Annotated in this window: 15 protein-coding genes; 9 read left to right on the forward strand and 6 right to left on the reverse strand. The window is 63.8% G+C overall.

The genetic code is table 11. The features are described from left to right. The first annotated feature begins 381 nt into the window (after positions 1-381). Positions 382-1,284, forward strand: coding sequence for a GNAT family N-acetyltransferase (locus tag AB4099_RS25115; RefSeq protein WP_441480052.1), 903 nt, complete (start codon positions 382-384; stop codon positions 1,282-1,284). Between the two features lie 98 nt (positions 1,285-1,382). Here the strand turns inward: AB4099_RS25115 and AB4099_RS25120 are convergent, their stop codons facing one another. The 4 genes from AB4099_RS25120 to AB4099_RS25135 all read right to left on the reverse strand — a co-directional run bounded on the left by AB4099_RS25120 (position 1,383) and on the right by AB4099_RS25135 (position 7,099). After that, a complete protein-coding gene (locus AB4099_RS25120; protein ID WP_441480053.1) occupies positions 1,383-2,930 on the reverse strand; it encodes a SpoVR family protein in 1,548 nt (515 codons plus the stop codon). Between the two features lie 11 nt (positions 2,931-2,941). Then, on the reverse strand, positions 2,942-4,252 hold the full coding sequence (locus AB4099_RS25125; protein WP_441480054.1) for a YeaH/YhbH family protein: 1,311 nt from the start codon (positions 4,250-4,252) through the stop codon (positions 2,942-2,944). 18 nt (positions 4,253-4,270) lie between these two features. Beyond that, positions 4,271-6,220 (reverse strand): PrkA family serine protein kinase, encoded by a 1,950-nt coding sequence (locus AB4099_RS25130; RefSeq protein WP_441480055.1) that lies wholly within the window; start codon positions 6,218-6,220, stop codon positions 4,271-4,273. A 243-nt stretch (positions 6,221-6,463) separates the two neighbouring features. Beyond that, a complete protein-coding gene (locus tag AB4099_RS25135) occupies positions 6,464-7,099 on the reverse strand; it encodes a TlpA disulfide reductase family protein (protein ID WP_441480056.1) in 636 nt (211 codons plus the stop codon). A 137-nt stretch (positions 7,100-7,236) separates the two neighbouring features. Here AB4099_RS25135 and AB4099_RS25140 point away from each other — a divergent pair, with 137 nt between their 5' ends. Next, on the forward strand, positions 7,237-8,043 hold the full coding sequence (locus AB4099_RS25140; protein ID WP_441480057.1) for a TlpA family protein disulfide reductase: 807 nt from the start codon (positions 7,237-7,239) through the stop codon (positions 8,041-8,043). A 197-nt stretch (positions 8,044-8,240) separates the two neighbouring features. Further along, positions 8,241-8,435 (forward strand): hypothetical protein, encoded by a 195-nt coding sequence (locus AB4099_RS25145; RefSeq protein ID WP_441480058.1) that lies wholly within the window; start codon positions 8,241-8,243, stop codon positions 8,433-8,435. Between the two features lie 837 nt (positions 8,436-9,272). Here the strand turns inward: AB4099_RS25145 and AB4099_RS25150 are convergent. Further along, positions 9,273-9,596 carry an ArsR/SmtB family transcription factor gene (locus tag AB4099_RS25150; protein ID WP_441480059.1) on the reverse strand — a complete coding sequence of 108 codons (324 nt, stop codon included), beginning with the start codon at positions 9,594-9,596 and terminating at the stop codon, positions 9,273-9,275. A 56-nt stretch (positions 9,597-9,652) separates the two neighbouring features. Here AB4099_RS25150 and AB4099_RS25155 point away from each other — a divergent pair, with 56 nt between their 5' ends. The 4 genes from AB4099_RS25155 to AB4099_RS25170 all read left to right on the forward strand — a co-directional run bounded on the left by AB4099_RS25155 (position 9,653) and on the right by AB4099_RS25170 (position 13,630). Continuing rightward, positions 9,653-10,129 (forward strand): SRPBCC domain-containing protein, encoded by a 477-nt coding sequence (locus tag AB4099_RS25155; protein WP_441480060.1) that lies wholly within the window; start codon positions 9,653-9,655, stop codon positions 10,127-10,129. Positions 10,130-10,158: 29 nt separating this feature from the next. After that, positions 10,159-10,530 (forward strand): hypothetical protein, encoded by a 372-nt coding sequence (locus AB4099_RS25160; protein WP_113517861.1) that lies wholly within the window; start codon positions 10,159-10,161, stop codon positions 10,528-10,530. A gap of 158 nt (positions 10,531-10,688) precedes the next feature. Continuing rightward, the gene (locus AB4099_RS25165; RefSeq protein WP_441480061.1) at positions 10,689-11,699 is read left to right on the forward strand and encodes a hypothetical protein; all 1,011 of its coding nucleotides are present in this window, start codon (positions 10,689-10,691) and stop codon (positions 11,697-11,699) included. Between the two features lie 488 nt (positions 11,700-12,187). After that, complete coding sequence (locus tag AB4099_RS25170) at positions 12,188-13,630, forward strand: sensor domain-containing diguanylate cyclase (RefSeq protein WP_441480062.1); 1,443 nt, start codon at positions 12,188-12,190, stop codon at positions 13,628-13,630. Between the two features lie 180 nt (positions 13,631-13,810). Here the strand turns inward: AB4099_RS25170 and AB4099_RS25175 are convergent, their stop codons facing one another. Next, positions 13,811-14,953: an MFS transporter gene (locus AB4099_RS25175; RefSeq protein ID WP_441480063.1), complete on the reverse strand. Its 1,143-nt coding sequence runs from the start codon at positions 14,951-14,953 to the stop codon at positions 13,811-13,813. A 270-nt stretch (positions 14,954-15,223) separates the two neighbouring features. Between AB4099_RS25175 and AB4099_RS25180 the strand changes: the two genes are divergently transcribed. Continuing rightward, positions 15,224-15,721, forward strand: a complete 498-nt coding sequence (locus AB4099_RS25180) for a c-type cytochrome (RefSeq protein ID WP_441480064.1) — start codon at positions 15,224-15,226, stop codon at positions 15,719-15,721. A gap of 332 nt (positions 15,722-16,053) precedes the next feature. Further along, entirely contained in the window at positions 16,054-16,329 is a 276-nt protein-coding gene (locus tag AB4099_RS25185; protein WP_441480065.1) for a hypothetical protein, read from the forward strand. Positions 16,330-16,445 lie beyond the last annotated feature (116 nt).

Genomic DNA, 16,445 nt, shown 5'->3' on the forward strand with positions numbered 1-16,445 from the left:
GCAGGTGCGGGAAGTCCCGTGCCACCGTGACCCCGACCACTTCCGCCTGGGCCCTGTCGCGCTTGCGCTTGATCGGTTCGCGGCTGTGCTGCTGGGCGATTCAGAATTCATGGACGGCAAACACCCGAGGATTGCGCTAGGATCGATGGACGTCCGGTGCCCGGCCGTTCGGTGTCGGGACGAACGCATCTTCTTGTGATCCGAGCGCACTACGCCAGTGCGGCGCAACCGCGTCGATCAGGCAGGACGACCCGAGCCAAGTCCAAGGCGGAGCGTGTCATGGGTTTTCGACCAGAGCGTAACGCGGCGCGATAGTCTTGGCCTTGTCAGCGGGAGATTCGACGCCAAGACTGATCTGAATTGCTCTGACGGAGCTGTCCCATGTCACTCGTCTACAGGCCTGCCCGAGCGGAGGATTTGGCGACGGCCGATGCCCTCGTCGTTGCCAGCATCAATGATCTGACCACGCGCCATGGTTTCGGTCTGATGGCGACGCCGAGCGCTCCCAACCTTCAACTGTTTTCACTCAAGGACGACCCTGACGGCTTATGGATCGCGGAGGATGACGGTGATCTCCTGGGTTTTGCCTGGAGTTGGGTGTGCGGGGATCTATGGTTTCTTGCCCAGTTATTCGTCGATCCGGCCCAGCAGGGTCGTGGCATCGGCAATGAGTTACTGAAATTAACCTTGGAGCATGCCCGGACATCAGCCGTGGCTCACAAGGCACTCATCACTTTCACCTTCAACAGGGTCTCGCAGGGTCTCTACATCCGGCATGGCCTCTTTCCAAGGATGCCGATCTATTTTCTCAGTGCGGCGCGAGAGCGGGTGATGGAGGGACTGCCGGAGCCTGCGTTGCAGAGCATCCCGATCGACGGCAGCGCTGCGACCCTGGAGAGGCTGGCCGAGATCGATTCCCGTGCGATCGGCGTCCCGCGAGAGAAGCATCACCGCTACCTGCTCGATGACCCGGCCACCACCGGGGTCTTGCTCTGCGCCGGCAAAGATTGTCTCGGCTACAGCTATGTCAGTTCCAGCGGGCATATCGGACCTCTCGCCGTCAGGGAGGTCGACGACCTCGGGGCTGTCTTTGCGGCGGCATTGAGGATAGCGGCCGACAGGCCCTGCGAGACCGTATCGGCGTTCCTGCCCGGCACATGCGAAAGCGCGTTGAGCCTTGCCGTCAGCCAGGGCATGCGCATCACCTTTCCGATGCTGCTGATGGCATCGCAGGGGTTTGGAACCTGGACGCGGTACTTGCCGCGTAATCCGGGCTTTATGTGATCATGAGCACCTGCTTCTGATGAAAGGGTTGGAACGGGCTGCCTCAACCGCCTGGGGGCGCGGCGCAATGCGCGTCCCGGTGCAATGAGCCATAGTGATCAGGCAAGCTGACGGCTGGACCGTTCGAAGACCGTGACCCCCGTCTGCGCGTCAACGCCTTCCAGGCTGACCTCATAGCCCCATAGCTCATGGACATGCCGCAGCGTCGCATCGCAGCCGGTGCTTTCCAGCAGGATGCCGTCATTGACCTTGTGCTGCAGGCGCAGATGCCGCTGGCCGAGCAGGTCCACATCCACGACCTGGATGTCCGTATGGCTCGCACCGATGTCGTATTTCTGGGCCAGGGCCGTGCGTATGGACGCGTAACCGCGCTCGTTATGGATCGAAGCCACGCTGTAGAACGAGTCGTTCGCCGTGTCGGAGAGCAAGAACAGCCGCCACTTCCGGATCAGGGCCGGGCTGAGATACTGGCGAATGAAGGATTCGTCGCGGTGGTTGGCCCAGGCGTCGAGCAGGATCGTGCGCCAGTCGCCGGTTCCCGCGATCTCGGGAAACCAGTCGCGATCTTCCGCGGTCGGCTCGGTCACGACACGCTGGATGTCCTGCATCATGTCCAGCCCCAGCGCATAAGGGTTGATTCCGGAAAAGCGGGGATCGTCGAAGGCTGGCTGGAAGACGACGTTCGAGTGGTTGCGCAGGATTTCCAGCATGGCGCCTTCGCTGATCCGCCCACGGTCGAACAGCGCATTCATGATCGTGTAGTGCACGAAGGTCGCGCAGCCTTCGTTCATCACCTGCGTCTGCCGCTGGGGATAGAAATACTGCGCGATGACCCGGACGATCCTCAGGATCTCGCGTTGCCAGGGATCGAGGATCAGGCTGTTCTTCTCCAGGAAATAGAGCAGGTTCTCCTCGGGAAGATTGAGCGCCCTTTTCCGTTCGGCGATCGAGGCCTCGCTCTCGTCGGGCTTGGCGTCGTCCGCCAAGCGCGGGACGGTGCGCCATAGGTCGTTATAGGAACGCTCTTCGTATTCCAGCCGCTCGCGAAGCCCCTCGCGGTGCCTGTCGGACGAGAGCCGGGGAGGGCGGCGATAGCGGAACACGCCCTGTTCCATCAGTGCATGGGCAGCGTCGAGAATGGCCTCGACGGCGGCAATGCCATGCTTTTCCTCGCAGCGAGCGATGAAGCCCTTGGCGAAATCGAGATAGCCGAGGATCGCGCCGGCATCGGCCCATTGCTGGAACAGGTAGTTGTTCTTGAAGAAATGGTTGTGGCCAAGGGCTGCATGCGCGGTCACCAGGGCCTGCAGGGCCATGGTGTTCTCTTCCATCAGATAGACGATGCAGGGATTGGAGTTGATCACCACTTCATAGGCGAGGCCGCGACCGGCCTTGCGATAGAGCAGTTCCTCGCGGAGGAAGTGCTTGCCGAACGACCAGTGGCGGTACATCAACGGCATGCCGATGGACGAATAGGCATCGAGCATCTGCTCCGAGGAGATGACCTCCATCTGCACCGGGTAGACATCGAGCCGGAGTTCCTCCTTCGCCACAGCCTCGATGACGTCGTAGGCATGCGACAAGGTTGCGAAGTTCCAGTCCGAGCCGGAGAACAGCAGATCGGATCGGGGCGTTTGCCTCGCCATCGGCGCTTCCCTCACTTGCGCAGCCGCGCCGGTTGGCGGGTGAAGAGATGCCGGAAGACCGGGTAGATGTCGGCGGCCCTGGCGATGCGGCTCATGCCAAAGTTCGGCCATCTCTCCTTGACCGTGAGATAGGCGCGCCAGAGCGAGGTGCCGTTGTCCGTGGAGCCGAAGATCTCGCTCTCGCGTTCGTCGATGATCTCGACATAGGCAAAATACTGGCACAGGCGCATGATCTCGCCATCCATCAGTTTGAGGCAGCGCCTGGAGTCGGTCGCGAGATTGTCGCCGTCCGACGCCTGGGCGGCGTAGATGTTCCATTCCCGGCTGGGATAGCGCTGCGCGATGATGCGCTGCATCTCCTCCAGAGCTGTGGAAACCACGGTGCCGCCGCTCTGCATGCTGAAGAAGAAGGTGTCCTCGTCCACCTCCTGCGCCAGGTGGGTATGGCGGATGAAGACGATGTCCGTGCGATCGTAGCGCCGCTTCAGGAACAGATGCAGCAGGACGAAGAAGCGCTTGGCCAGGTCCTTCTCGCGTTCGCCCATCGAGCCTGAGACGTCCATCAGGCAGAACATCACCGCGTTCGCGTTGGGCTGAGGCTGCGCGTCGAAGCGATTGAAGCGGATATCGACCGGGTCGACGAAGGAAATCACCCGGCGCCGGCGTTCCAGCCGGTCGAGTTCGGCGCGCAGGGCTGCGACGTCGGCGCGGGCGGCGTCTGGCTCGTCGGCCTCGATCCTGGCCAGTTCGCGCAGGATGGCCTCGACCTCCTCGCGCCTGGGCCGCTGGAGGGCGATGCGGCGGCCATGGCTGTTTCGCATGGTGCGGGCGATGTTGATGTTCGTCGGCGAACCGCTCGCCGAGAAGCCGGCCCGCCGCGGCTTGAAGGCGACGATCTCCTTGAGATTGAGCTTGACCATGTCGGGAAGCGCGAGATCTTCGAAGAACAGATCGAGCACCTCCTCGCGCGACAGCACGAAGCGGAAATCGTCCTCGGACTCCTCCAGGCCGGGTGACGAACCCGATCCGGATCCGCCGCCCCGACCCGGCTTCGGCATCCTGTCCCCCGGCGCGAAATGCCTGTTTCCGGGCAGGACATGCTGGCGCCGGCCGCTGTCCCCGGCATCGCGGAAGCGCGGCTCGCTCGTGCGCTTCGCCGGGAGCGAAACGGCGTGCGTCCCGTCTGCATCGGCGATCTTGCCGGCCCGGATCTGTTCCTGGACGCTTCGCTTCAGCTCCGCGCGCACGCGCTGCAGGAAGCGCTGGCGATTTCCCAGGCTCTTGTCCTTCGGGTTCAGGCGGCGGTCGATGAAAATCGGCATGGCACGCTCCGGCCGCGTTCAGCCCGCCTTGTTCACACGCATGTACCAGTCCACCAGGCGCCGGACCTGGCGCTCGGTATAGCCACGCTCGACCATGCGCTGGACGAATCCCTGGTGGCGCTTCTCGGTCACGCTGTCCTGCTTCGAGCCGAAGCTGATGACGGGCAGCAGATCCTCGACCTGACCGAACATCCGCTTTTCGATCACCTGGCGCAGCTTCTCATAGCTGGTCCAGGACGGGTTGCGGCCATTGTTCCTGGCCCGGGCGCGCAAGGTGAACTTCACGACCTCGTTGCGAAAGTCCTTGGGATTGGCGATGCCCGCCGGCTTTTCGATCTGCGACAATTCATTGTCCAGGACCTGCCGGTTGAGGAGCTGGCCGGTATCGGGATCCTTGTAATCCTGATCCTCGACCCAGGCGTCGGCATAGGCGATGTAGCGGTCGAACAGGTTCTGACCGTATTCGCCATAGGATTCCAGATAGGCTTTCTGGATCTCGTGGCCGATGAACTCGGCATAGCGCGTCGCGAGCTCCGACTTGATGAAGTCGAGATAGGCCGCTTCCATCTCCTTGGGGAATTGCTCGCGCTTGATCGCGCCTTCCAGGATGTACATCAGGTGCACCGGGTCGGCGGCCAGTTCCCCGGTGTCGTAGTTGAAGGTCTGCGAGAGAATCTTGAAGGCAAAGCGCGTGCTGACGCCGGTCATGCCCTCGTCGACCCCGGCGGCGTCGCGATATTCCTGGATGGCCTTCGCCTTTGGCTCCACTTCCTTGAGGTTCTCGCCGTCATAGACGCGCATCTTGGTATAGAGCGGCGAGTTCTCGAACTCGGCCAGCCGCGTCGAGACCGAGAAGCGGCTGAGGATGTCGAGCACTTCCGGTGTGCAGGGGCTGCCGGCCAGTTCACTCTCGCGCAGCAGTTTCTCGTAGATCTGCCGCTCTTCGGTGACGCGCAGGCAATAGGGCACCTTGACCACCAGAATGCGGTCGAGGAACGCCTCGTTGTTCTTGTTGTTCTTGAACTGGAGCCATTCGGACTCGTTGGAGTGCGCCAGGACGATGCCCTGGTAGGGAAAGGCTCCGAAATTCTCGGTGCCGTTGTAGCTGCCTTCCTGGGTCGCGGTCAGCAGGGGATGCAGCACCTTGATCGGCGCCTTGAACATCTCGACGAATTCGAGCAGGCCCTGCGTCGTCCGGTTCAGCCCGCCGCTGTAGGAATAGGCGTCCGGGTCCGACTGGCTGAAGTTTTCGAGCTGGCGGATATCGACCTTGCCGACGAGCGTCGAGACATCCTGATTGTTCTCGTCGCCTGGTTCGCTTTTCGCGATGCCGACCTGCCGCAAGCGCGAGGGGTTCAGTTTGACGACGCTGAACCCGGAGATATCGCCCGAGAGCTCGTCGAGCCGCTTCGCCGCCCAGGGCGAGATCAGGCCGGTCAGTCGGCGCCGCGCGATCCCGTACTTGTCCTCGAAGAGATCGCCCATGCGATCGGGACGGAACAGGCCCAGAGGCGATTCGAAGACCGGGCTGATCCGGTCCCCGACCTTGAGCGTGTAGAAGGGGCGCTCCTCCATCAGCTTCTTCAGCCGCTCGGCGAGGGAGGATTTGCCGCCGCCGACGGGGCCGAGCAGATAGAGGATTTGCTTGCGCTCCTCCAGGCCCTGCGATGCGTAGCGGAAATAGCCGGCGATCCTCTCGATCGTATCCTCCATGCCGAAGAAATCGGTAAAGGACGGGTAGAGCTTGACCGTCCGGTTGGAGAATATCCGGCCGAGGCGCTCGTCCTGGCTCGTATCGAAAAGCTTTGGCGCGCCAATCGCGTCGACCATCCGCTCAGGAGCGGAGGCATACATCGATTTGTCTTCGCGGCAGGCCAGCAGGTATTCCCGCAGGCTCATCTCCTCCTGCGAAAAGCTTCGATAATCCTCTGAAAATAAACGGAATACATCGCCGTCTCTCTCGATCATGGCAACCATCCCACGTCGTCGGAGGTTGTCGACGACAGCCCCCGAACATTCAACCGATGACGGTCTCGCAAGTTCCTGCCCCACGGCACTTTGATGCCAGGCGGAGGGCCTCGAACGGCGAGCGCGCCGCGCGGCCTGGTGCGGGTCGAGACCTCGGTCCTTTCGTTCGTCCGCCTGTTCTTCGGGCATCTCCCATGACGCCGAAGCCAACAGGCTCCAGTATGCGGGCGAAGTGCGTCCTGGTCAGCCCTCGCGCGCGAAATAGTGCATGAACCGGATCGCCTCCGGCGTGCCCCAGTCCGCCGCGCCGGCGAGATGGCCGGCCGTCCTGCCCCTGGCATCGACGACATAACTCATCGGCATCCCGTAGAGCTGGAAGGGCGTCTGCATCTGCGATTTCGGACCCGAGGCGACGCGGCCGTCGCGATCGATGAAGCTCGCAAAGCCGCCCAAGCCCAGGCGGTCGATGAGCCGTTGGGCCGCGGCCGCGTCGCGGTCGATCGAGACGGGGACGACGGCGAAGCCGAGATCGCGTCTCTGCTGCAGGCGATGCAGGATCGGCAGCTCGCGAAGACAGGGCGGGCACCAGCTCGCCCAGAAGGCCACGAGACAGGGACGGCCACGATAGCTGGCGAACGACCGGGTCCGGCCGTTGAAATCCGTGAGCGAGATGGCCGAGACATCCTCGCGCGGGTCGAGTTCGATGAATTGCCCGCCGGCTTCGGTCACGAAGGGCGGCGGAGCCGCCAGCGCCCGCGGCGGCAACAGCGAGATCGCCCCGGCCGATCCGCCCAGCAGCAAGCTGCCCAGCAGGACCTGGCGGCGATGCAGGATCGGGCTCGCGGGCCTGCTGTCCTGCCGGATGTCGTCTTGCGTCATAGCGATGCCTTGCTCTCTTGCCTGCGAAGCCCGAGAGGAAACTGAGCTTAAGCCTGGCTTAAGGCGCCCGCCCGATGCAGCCGGAACCGGCCCTCGGATCGGCCGGCCTTATCGCGCGAGAGCAGGAGCGCCATCGAATGAACGCAGTCAGCATCGGTCCCTTCGTCTTCGCGCCGGACCGCTTCGCCGCGATCCTCGCGATCGCGACCCTGCTGCTGGCAGCCGCGCTCCTGTCCCGGCGCTTGGACGCCCGCTTGAACGGGTGGGCGTCGTCGGCGATCCTTGCCGCGATCGTCGCCGCTCGCCTCGGCCATGTCGTCCTGCATTGGTCGAGCTTTGCCGAGGAGCCGTCGCGAATGCTGGCGATCTGGCAAGGCGGATTCTCGATCCCCGCCGGGTTGCTCGGGATGGCGTTTGTCAGCGCAATCTATGTTCGGTCGCTTCGCTTCGCCGCCGGGGCCGTCGGGGCGGTGCTGGTCGCCGGCCTCGTCGGACTGGTGACGCTGGAGCTGACCAAGGCGACCTATGGCCAGCAGGCGCCGGCAACCCGCATGGCCACCCTGGACGGCACCGTCCGCTCGATCCGCGACTACGAGGGCAAGCCGCTCGTTCTCAATCTCTGGGCGACCTGGTGTCCGCCCTGCCGCCGCGAGATGCCGATGCTGGCGCGCGAAGCGGCCGAGCGGGCGGATGTCGGCTTTGTCTTCGTGAACCAGGGCGAGAGCGCCGAGAAGATCCGGAGCTATCTCTCCGCCGACCGGCTGAAGCTCGACCATGTCCTGCTCGATGCCGCGATGGCACTGTCACGCCATTACGCAGCGCCTGGCCTGCCGGTGACGCTGTTCCTGCGCCGCGACGGCACGCTCGCCTCGCTCCATACCGGCGAGATCTCGCGGGAGGCACTGGCGGCCGGTATCGACGCCCTCATGGGCGAGGCGCCCTGAGCTATCCCCCCTCGCACCGTCCTGCTTCAGGCTGGCAGCACCACGGCCTTCGCACCCCTGGGGACGCGATCATTCAGGACGATCCCGCCCTGGTTCCGCTTCCCAGCGAAGAGCCGGGGCTCCCCGGGGCCGCGTCCGACTTGAAACGGACGAGCCTCGGGAAAAGTCTCGGCACCAGCCACGGAAGGAGAAATCCAATGACCGCGGTTCCCGCCCTCAAATCGGAAACGCCGACTGTCTGCATCACCTGCCACGAGGATTATTGCTATGCGCGTCAGCGCATCGGCGAGATCGAGGATGCGAAACCCGACACGCTCGAGGAACTCGAGCGGGCAGCGCTAAAGGCCGCGATCCTCGCCTATGAGGGGCGGGAGGCATCGCCCACCGGATGACCGGGACAGTGGATCGGGTCTTCGGAGGATAATCCAGCGTCTCGGACAGTATGCGCCGCCCATTGCAGATGCTGACATCCGCTTCCCCCGCATGTCCGGCGTTGCCGCATAGGGGACGATGCCCCCCAAGCAGGCCACGAAGTCATGTTGGGTGAGGCGGCGAAACGCGAACGCCGCCATCGGTCGGACTCCCTCACGCGCAGCGCAGGATCCCCCCTTGCGATATCCCGGGAGGCGCGGGAATTCTTGGGCTGACACAGTCCTGGGTTGTGAGAACCGCGCTGAACGGCGATGTTGACCTGGACGGGTGACTGACATGGTTCAGGAGCCCCGGCGCAGACGAGGGGATGGGTTTGGAGCGAAGCAATCGGCTGAGCACGGTGATTGTCGTGCCGTGGTACGAGGAAGCTGACTTCGCCGAATTGGTGCGGTTGGCGTCCGACGAACCGCGACTTCCGACGGACTTTGAAAGTTGGAAACGGGCAGCCACGGCAGCCACGGAACGTCTTCTCGCCAAGGGACACGCAATTCAACTGATTACCCTTCGGGCCAGGGATTATACCGCCTGGCTGGACCGGACGGGTCGGTCGAATTCGCGCCAGGCTCGCTTGCGCTTCCTCATGGCCGAGGCCGCCAAGGCGGGAGGAGATGTTGCCATATTGCGTGGCAAGGCCGAGCAATCGCCGGACGCTTCGCGATCGTACTAAGCATCGGCCCGAAAAATGGATTGCGGATTTCGGGAAAGCCGATGCAAACACAAAGGGGGGGCGGAGCCCTGCGCCTGCAGTTTCAGTCGGCCCGCTTCGTCTCTCCAGGCGCCGCTAGCGAGATCGCGCTTCACTCCGTCAGATCAGACCTCAGCCTGTCGAGTATGTTCAGCGCATGGGTCGCATATTCGCCGATCCAGCGATCATGGATCTGCTTGATCGGCATCGCGTTGAGGTGGTTCCAGCGCTCGCGACCCTCACGTTGAACAATGATGAGATCGGCTGCTTCGAGCACCTTCAGGTGCATCATGACCGTACACCGATCCAGGTCTGGAAACGCGTCGACCAGCATGCCGGTGGTGAACGGCTCACCCTTCAGCAAATCGAGGATTCCGCGCCGCCGGGGATGGGCGAGCGCCTTGAAAACCAGGTCATCGAGCGAGTCTGTTGACATGTTATTTTTTTATAACATATGGTCTGCTCATGCAAGGGCAAGGGCAGAGGATGACCATGACGCCGGAATTCAGAGTTTCCGCACGCATTTCGAAGCCGGTGGCTGATGTCTTCGACGCTGTCGTCAACCCGAAGACGCTTTCGGGCTATTTCACCACCGTGGGTGGCGCCAGCGCCCCGTTGGTACCGGGTTCGACGGTGGTCTGGTGGGGGGAGGTTCCCGTCGAAGTGGACGAGGTCGAACCGTGCAGCCGCCTGGTGTTGCGATGGGACGGAGCGGGCGTCGAGGCCTCCTACAAGACGCGGATCGACATGAGTTTTGAGCCGCTCGAGGACGGAGCCACCTTGGTCACGATCGCTGAGACCGGTTGGCGCACGGACGCCAAGGCGGTCGGCCGGTCTTATCTCAACTGCGCAGGCTGGTCGCAGATGCTCTGCTGCATGAAGGCCTATCTCGAATACGGCATCAATCTGAGGGAGGGCTATTACCGCAGCGAACTCAAGGGCGTGCCTGCAAGCGAAGACAATCTCTGATTTTTACAACCTGAACCTGGAGGGATCTCATGACTGCCGCGATCAGAGGGGGGCTCAACATTGCGATGAAGATCCCCTCGCATCAGCACGCCGCAACGGTTGCATTCTATCGGGACGTGATCGGTTTGAAGCCCATTACGGCCAAGGCCCCGGCCATCGGCTTCGAGTTGGGGCCCAATCGACTCTGGTTGGACGACGTACCAACCGTGAGCCAGGCTGAGATATGGCTCGAGCTCTTCACGGAGGATTTTCCCGGCGCCTCGGATCATCTCGCCAGGGCTGACGTGATCCGCTGCGACCCGATCGAGACGCTCGAGGCGCCCGGCGAAGAGTTCCGCGGGGGATGGATCATGAACCCCGCGAATATCGTTCACGTGGTGCGCGAGCCCGACGCCTGGTGAGTTCGTCGTTCCATTGCGCGACGGGCGCGGCGCCTTCACCGGCACCGTATTGAATGGGCTGAACGCAGAATGGTCTGAACAGTGTCCGTTCTGCAGGTTTGCCTCCGCCCCCGATCGGGGGGGCGGGCGGCTGAAGGGGACGGTCGGGAACAACGCACGTGGCACCTGTTATCGTCCTGTTTGTCATCGCTCCCCTGATCGCCGAGTACCTTCTCGGAAATGTGCCGACGACGATGATCGCGCTGCTGCCCCCTTTGAGCCTGCTCTATGGCTCAGGGGCCGTCCTCATCCGTGAGGTGACCCGGCAAACCGGTCGGGGGTGGCCCAGCATTTTGATGCTGGCCACCGCCTATGGCGTCCTTGAAGAGGCGTTTGCCACTCAGTCGATCTTCAATCCGAATTTCGAGGGATTGAGGCTGCTCGATTATGGTTACGTGCCCGCACTGGGAATAAGTGGGCCGTGGACCGTCTTCACTGTCACGCTCCATGTCGTGTGGAGTATCGCAACGCCGATCGCATTGACCGAACTCCTGTTCCGCGAACGCCGGAACCATCCATGGCTTGGGCGGCGTGGGCTGATATTGGTCGGAGCCTTGTTCGTATTCGGTCTGATCCTGATCATGGCCTTCATGATCTGGAAGTCGTCGTTTGTCGCAACACCGCGACAGTTCGGGATCAGTGGCGCGATCGTGGTGGCGTTGGTCATTGCGGCGTTTCGGCTGTTTCCGCCGCGGACCGAGGCTGAACTTCAACGGCCCCCCAGCGCCCTCCGCCGGGCACCGAAACCATGGTTGATCGGGGTGGTCGCCTTCCTCACCGGATATGGCTTCTACCTGCTTCACGATTCCGCGGCGGATTGGGGGATTTTCCCGATCGTGGAAGTCCTGTTGATCCTGGCTGCCGCTGGAGGCTCGATCGCCCTCATCAGCTGGTCTTCCGGGGCGGGGGATTGGTCTGACATACACCGCTTTGCCTTATTGGCTGGGAGCCTGCTGGTTTACTGTTGGTGGGGCTTCTCGATCGAAGCCGAACTCTATCCCGGCACCCCGATAACCGGGCGGATCATGCTGGTCTGTGGCACACTCACGCTGTTGCTTGGACTGGCGGCGAAGGTCGGTGCTCTCGGTGGGCGCGCGAATGCTTGGGTCGTCGCATGGACGCGCCATTAGGACCGGATATCGTATCCGGTCCAATGATCTAACCCTTTGTGTTTGCATCGGCTTTCCCGAGAACCGCAATCCACTTCTTCGGGCCGATGCTCGAGCCCAGCGTCTGAGCGCCGCCAGCTTCGCCTGGCCAGCCTTCCCCAGAGGAAACAAGCCTCCGATCTGAAGGTCACCCTCTCCAGGCGAGGGCGGCGATCGTCACCCGCAGATAGGGCCGCGACCATGGGCAATCCACCCGTCGCGGATGTCGGCAAAGAGGACGAGCGCGCGGCCCCTTGCCGACATCTGTGACGTCAGTTTTCGGGCCGGCCGATCGGCCAGCGACCCGACGGGCCAACCTGCGCCGGCACTTGCGGTATCATGGTGCCAACGAATCAGGCTTGGCTGGCGCGGCGATTGGCGGCTTAAGCTCTCCGGGCAAACCGGAAATGGAACGGTCGATGACAAGCGTGCTCCCTGCCATCTCTCCCGTTGCGGCAGATGATCGACATATGTTCGATCTCGCGCCGGTCTCGCTCTGGCTGGAAGATTACAGCGGGATACGGGCGCTGTTTACGGAATGGCGGGGGCAAGGCGTCAGCGATCTGCGCGCCTTCCTCGAAGCCGATATTGGGCGGGTCAAGGCCTGCTCGAGCCGCATCCGCCTGCTCAAGGTCAACCAGCAGACCCTGGCCCTGTTCGGTGCTGACGACACCGAGCACCTGATGGCCAATCTCGACCAGGTCTTCCGGGCCGACATGTTGAATAGCCATGCCGACGAGCTCGTCCAGCTCTGGGAGGGCAAGCTCGATTTCAGCAGCCGCACCGTCAATTACACGCTGGCGGGCGGCCGGCTCGACGTCCAGATCAAGGGGCGCATCCTGCCGGGACACGAGGCGAGCTGGGACCGGGTGCTGGTCGCCATCGACGACATCACCGAACGCGAGCAGGCGCGGCGCGAGCTGGTGGCGAGCGAGGCCTATGCGCGCGGCCTGTTCGACCATTCGCCGGTCTCGCTCTGGGTCGAGGATTTCCGCCATGTCAAAGCCCTGCTCGACGATTTGCGCGAGCAGGGCATCGAGGATCTGCGCGTCTTCACCGAGGTGCACCCCGAATTCATCGACCGCTGCATGCACGAGATCAGGGTCATCGACGTCAACAGCCACACGCTCGAACTCTTCGCGGCCCGCGACAAGGGCCATCTGCTCGACAATCTCGACGACGTCTTCCGCGACGAGATGCGCGTTCCCTTCCGCGAACAGCTCATCGATCTCTGGAACGGCAAGATCTTCCAGCAGCGCGAGGTGGTGAACTACAAGCTCGACGGCACCTTGCTCTACCTGCACCTGCAATTCTCGGTGTTGCCGGGCCATGAACAGAGTTGGTCGCTGGTCCAGGTGGCGTTGACCGACATCACCGCAAGGCGCAAGGCCGAGGCCTATCTCGAATTCCTGGGCAAGCACGACGTGCTGACCAAGCTCTACAACCGGAGCTTCTATGTCGACGAGCTCAACCGCCTCGAACGCAAGCGCACGCAGCGCGTCTCGCTCATGCTGGTCGATCTCAACGGCCTGAAACGCGTCAATGACGAGTTCGGCCATGGCGCCGGCGACGATCTGCTGCGCCGCGCCGGCGAGGTGCTCGCCAAGGCCGTGGACAAGCCGCTTTTCGCAGCAAGGATCGGCGGCGACGAATTCGCCGTGGTGCTGCCGGGCGCCGGCACGGGCGAGGCGGGGCTGGTTCTGGCCAATGTCCAGCAACTGGTCGAGCTCAACAACCAGTTCCATGGCGACACGGCGCTCAGCCTGTCGCTCGGCATGGCGACCTCCGAGCCAGGCGAAACCATGGAGTCGCTGGTGAAGCGCGCCGACCGGCTGATGTATGAGAACAAGCGCAGCTACTACGCCGACAACGATCACGACCGCCGCCGGCCGAAGACGGTCCCCATGCCCTGACGCGGGGGAGGTGGAGGCGTCGGCCGGCTCCGCGGGATGCCGCTGGTCTGGCTTTTCAAACGGACTCGCCAACATCCTGCGCGGCACCGGGGAGATGATCGTACCGTCGACGCTGACCTGTCCCGGCAGCGTCATCCTGGGCCTGAGCCGTCCGACGCTGCGAAACGCGGTCGTCGATCCTCAGGCTTTGCGCGAGGACAGGCCGACGACGACCACGACCGTGATCATCAGGCAGCTCACCACGATCAAGGCCGTGGACAGGGAGACGGCCGTCATCACCGCACTGGCCAGGATGACGCCGGTCGCGTTGGCGGTGCGAAGCAGGGCGAAAACCTCCGGCCGCTTCTTCGGAGGCGCCAGCGCATCGAGAGCGAGCGAGTAATAGGTGCCGAGCGGTGCCAGAACCACTCCGACAAGGACCGCGCCAAGCACCGTCACCGCCAGCGAGATCTGGAGCGCGGCGAGGATAGAGCCGGTCGTCATGATCGCCAGCTGGATCAGCACGGTCCGGCGTGTCTGCATGCGGTTGCGAATGCTGACCCAGACACCGCCCGCCACTGAAGCCAGGCAGAGCGGCACCGTGAACAGGATCGCCAGGGTCGGCTCGTAGCCGAAATGCAGGGCAAGAGCGACGGCGCCGATCTCGAGCGCCGCCACGGTCGATCCGCCTGCCGCGGCGCATGTCAGCCAGAGCAGGATCGCCGGGCTTATGACCGACGCATCGGGATGATGCGCGTCTTCCAAGGGGGCTGCAGCCGCCGTCGGCACCAGCAGGGCAGGGATGGCTCCGAGTGCCGCGACAACCAGCACGGCAAAGACCGGCGAGACGCTGCCCAACCCGGAGGCGGCCACGGGAGCCAGGACGAACGTCACCTCGTTCAGGGTCGCTGAGATGCCGAGCGCTCGCGGCAATTTCGAGGCCGGCGCCAGCGCGTTGAGCACGGTCCGCAGATATCCGAAGGCGGCGCCGTTCACCGCCCCGGCAAGCGCTGAAACTGCGACGAGCCAGCCGAAGGCGGCCGCCTGGTGAGCCAGCACGGCGATGGCGGCGAGCGCAAGGGTTCGGAAGACCACCAGCAACCGCAGGAAGGTCGTCGGCGGAAAGCGTCTCCCGGCCCGGGTGATCGGGATCGCACCGATCACTTGCGCGAGTGTCATCGCCAGGATCATCGCCGCGCCGCCGCTGGTGTCTCCCGTCAGAGCCAGGGCGACCAGCGCGAAGGCGACCGGCCCCGCGGCCTGCGGGACAGAGAGCGTCGCCGATGAGATGAACCACCGGACAAGCAGGGCTGTGCTTGATGTCCAAGGTTTGAGTTTAGCCACGCACGGGAACCAAAAAACGAGCCGGGCCGGCCCTGGAGATTTCAATCCCGCAACAGGACTGAGGACACTGCCTCGCCGGCCTGCGTAGCAATATTCGGCATGCTGTCAATCGAGCGGGAGGAGCCCGGCGGCCTCGCGCATTGACGTGCTGCCGGCCAGCCGTCGCGGGGCGCAGCGCGCCGGGCGCTGTTCGACCCTGCATCGTTCAGGTAGCATGGCTCGGCCGCAGGAGAGTGGCCGCCCGGGCCGCATCCCGCGCGGGAGGGTGCCATGCGCTTCATCGCGGGTTTCATCACAGCCTTCATCGTCCTGGCCGTCGCCGGCCTCGCCCTTGTCTTCAGCGGCGTCGTCAATATCGCCGCCCGCGAGCCGCACAGCGCTCCGGTGTTCTTCCTCCTGCAGACCGCCATGCGCCAGTCGGTGGCCCGCCAGGCGGCCAAGGTGCCGGCGCCGGCACCGTCCACGGACCTTGCCCGAGGGTTCCGTCTCTACAACGAGACCTGCGTCTATTGCCACGGCGGCCCGGGCAAGGACCCGACCGATATCGGCAAGGGTCTCAATCCGGAGCCGCCATTCCTGCCGGACACGATCCGGCGCTGGAGCGCCGCCGAGATCTTCTGGATCGTCAAGAACGGGGTTCGGATGACCGGCATGCCGTCCTTCGCGGACAGCCATGGCGACGACGATTTGCGGGCCGTCGTCGCCTTCGTGCAGACGCTGCCGGGCATGACGGAGGAGCAATATGCCGCCTATGAGAAGGCGCAGTGAGCCCGGTTCCACTGGAACGTGATGATCTCAGATCAAGCGGCTGACATGATTCAGATATCGGCGCGAAGCTGCGCGTCGGCGCCGATGACGAGGCTCAAGGTGATCGCCTCGCATCGAGCTCGACGCTGCGCTCAGTCTCTGCGGGCAGAGCGATTTGTGGCATGGCGGGCGACCGCCGTGCTAGGTTTGTCCTGTCGCGTGCAAGCGAGATGAGGCGCCGGCTCGTCCGGTGAGGGATTCCGGTCATCCCGCGGATGCCGAGCCCCACAATGCGTCACGCCGACCTGATCATGATGCGCTCTCCTGGGTTCAGCCAACGGGAGGACCGACCGATGCGACACACCCTTATCGACAAGGCGTTTGCGGTGGCTCTGGTCATGGCCGCGACATCGCCAGCCTGGGGGCAGGACCAACACCCTGGGTTCAGCCACTCGCTCACCTGCAGCTTCAGCGGCGACCAGGGGGAAACGAGGCTCACCCTGAGCGGCCGCTGCTCCGGCGCGCTTGATTTCAGCCTCTCCGTCCAGATCGAGCGCCGGGACGCGTCGCGGACGAGGGGGCAGGATAGAACCTTCCGCGAGGGGACGGGGCCGATATCCGATTTGTAGGGCGATCTGCCGGCGAGGAACACAATGGGCCGGTCGTTTCTGGGCGTGGCGACCGCCCGCCGCTTCATGATCGCGAACGCGCATTGTTTGGGCCGTTGACGAGAGTCCGCCTTCCC

This window comes from Allobosea sp. 2KB_26 (genome assembly GCF_052115715.1).
Lineage (GTDB): Bacteria > Pseudomonadota > Alphaproteobacteria > Rhizobiales > Beijerinckiaceae > Allobosea.

Coding starts and splice junctions, on each gene's coding strand:
- AB4099_RS25115 (WP_441480052.1), top strand. CDS start 382: ATGTCACTCGTCTACAGGCCTGCCCGAGCGGAGGATTTGGCGACGGCC.
- AB4099_RS25120 (WP_441480053.1), bottom strand. CDS start 2,930: ATGGCGAGGCAAACGCCCCGATCCGATCTGCTGTTCTCCGGCTCGGAC.
- AB4099_RS25125 (WP_441480054.1), bottom strand. CDS start 4,252: ATGCCGATTTTCATCGACCGCCGCCTGAACCCGAAGGACAAGAGCCTG.
- AB4099_RS25130 (WP_441480055.1), bottom strand. CDS start 6,220: ATGATCGAGAGAGACGGCGATGTATTCCGTTTATTTTCAGAGGATTAT.
- AB4099_RS25135 (WP_441480056.1), bottom strand. CDS start 7,099: ATGACGCAAGACGACATCCGGCAGGACAGCAGGCCCGCGAGCCCGATC.
- AB4099_RS25140 (WP_441480057.1), top strand. CDS start 7,237: ATGAACGCAGTCAGCATCGGTCCCTTCGTCTTCGCGCCGGACCGCTTC.
- AB4099_RS25145 (WP_441480058.1), top strand. CDS start 8,241: ATGACCGCGGTTCCCGCCCTCAAATCGGAAACGCCGACTGTCTGCATC.
- AB4099_RS25150 (WP_441480059.1), bottom strand. CDS start 9,596: ATGTCAACAGACTCGCTCGATGACCTGGTTTTCAAGGCGCTCGCCCAT.
- AB4099_RS25155 (WP_441480060.1), top strand. CDS start 9,653: ATGACGCCGGAATTCAGAGTTTCCGCACGCATTTCGAAGCCGGTGGCT.
- AB4099_RS25160 (WP_113517861.1), top strand. CDS start 10,159: ATGACTGCCGCGATCAGAGGGGGGCTCAACATTGCGATGAAGATCCCC.
- AB4099_RS25170 (WP_441480062.1), top strand. CDS start 12,188: ATGTTCGATCTCGCGCCGGTCTCGCTCTGGCTGGAAGATTACAGCGGG.
- AB4099_RS25180 (WP_441480064.1), top strand. CDS start 15,224: ATGCGCTTCATCGCGGGTTTCATCACAGCCTTCATCGTCCTGGCCGTC.
- AB4099_RS25185 (WP_441480065.1), top strand. CDS start 16,054: ATGCGACACACCCTTATCGACAAGGCGTTTGCGGTGGCTCTGGTCATG.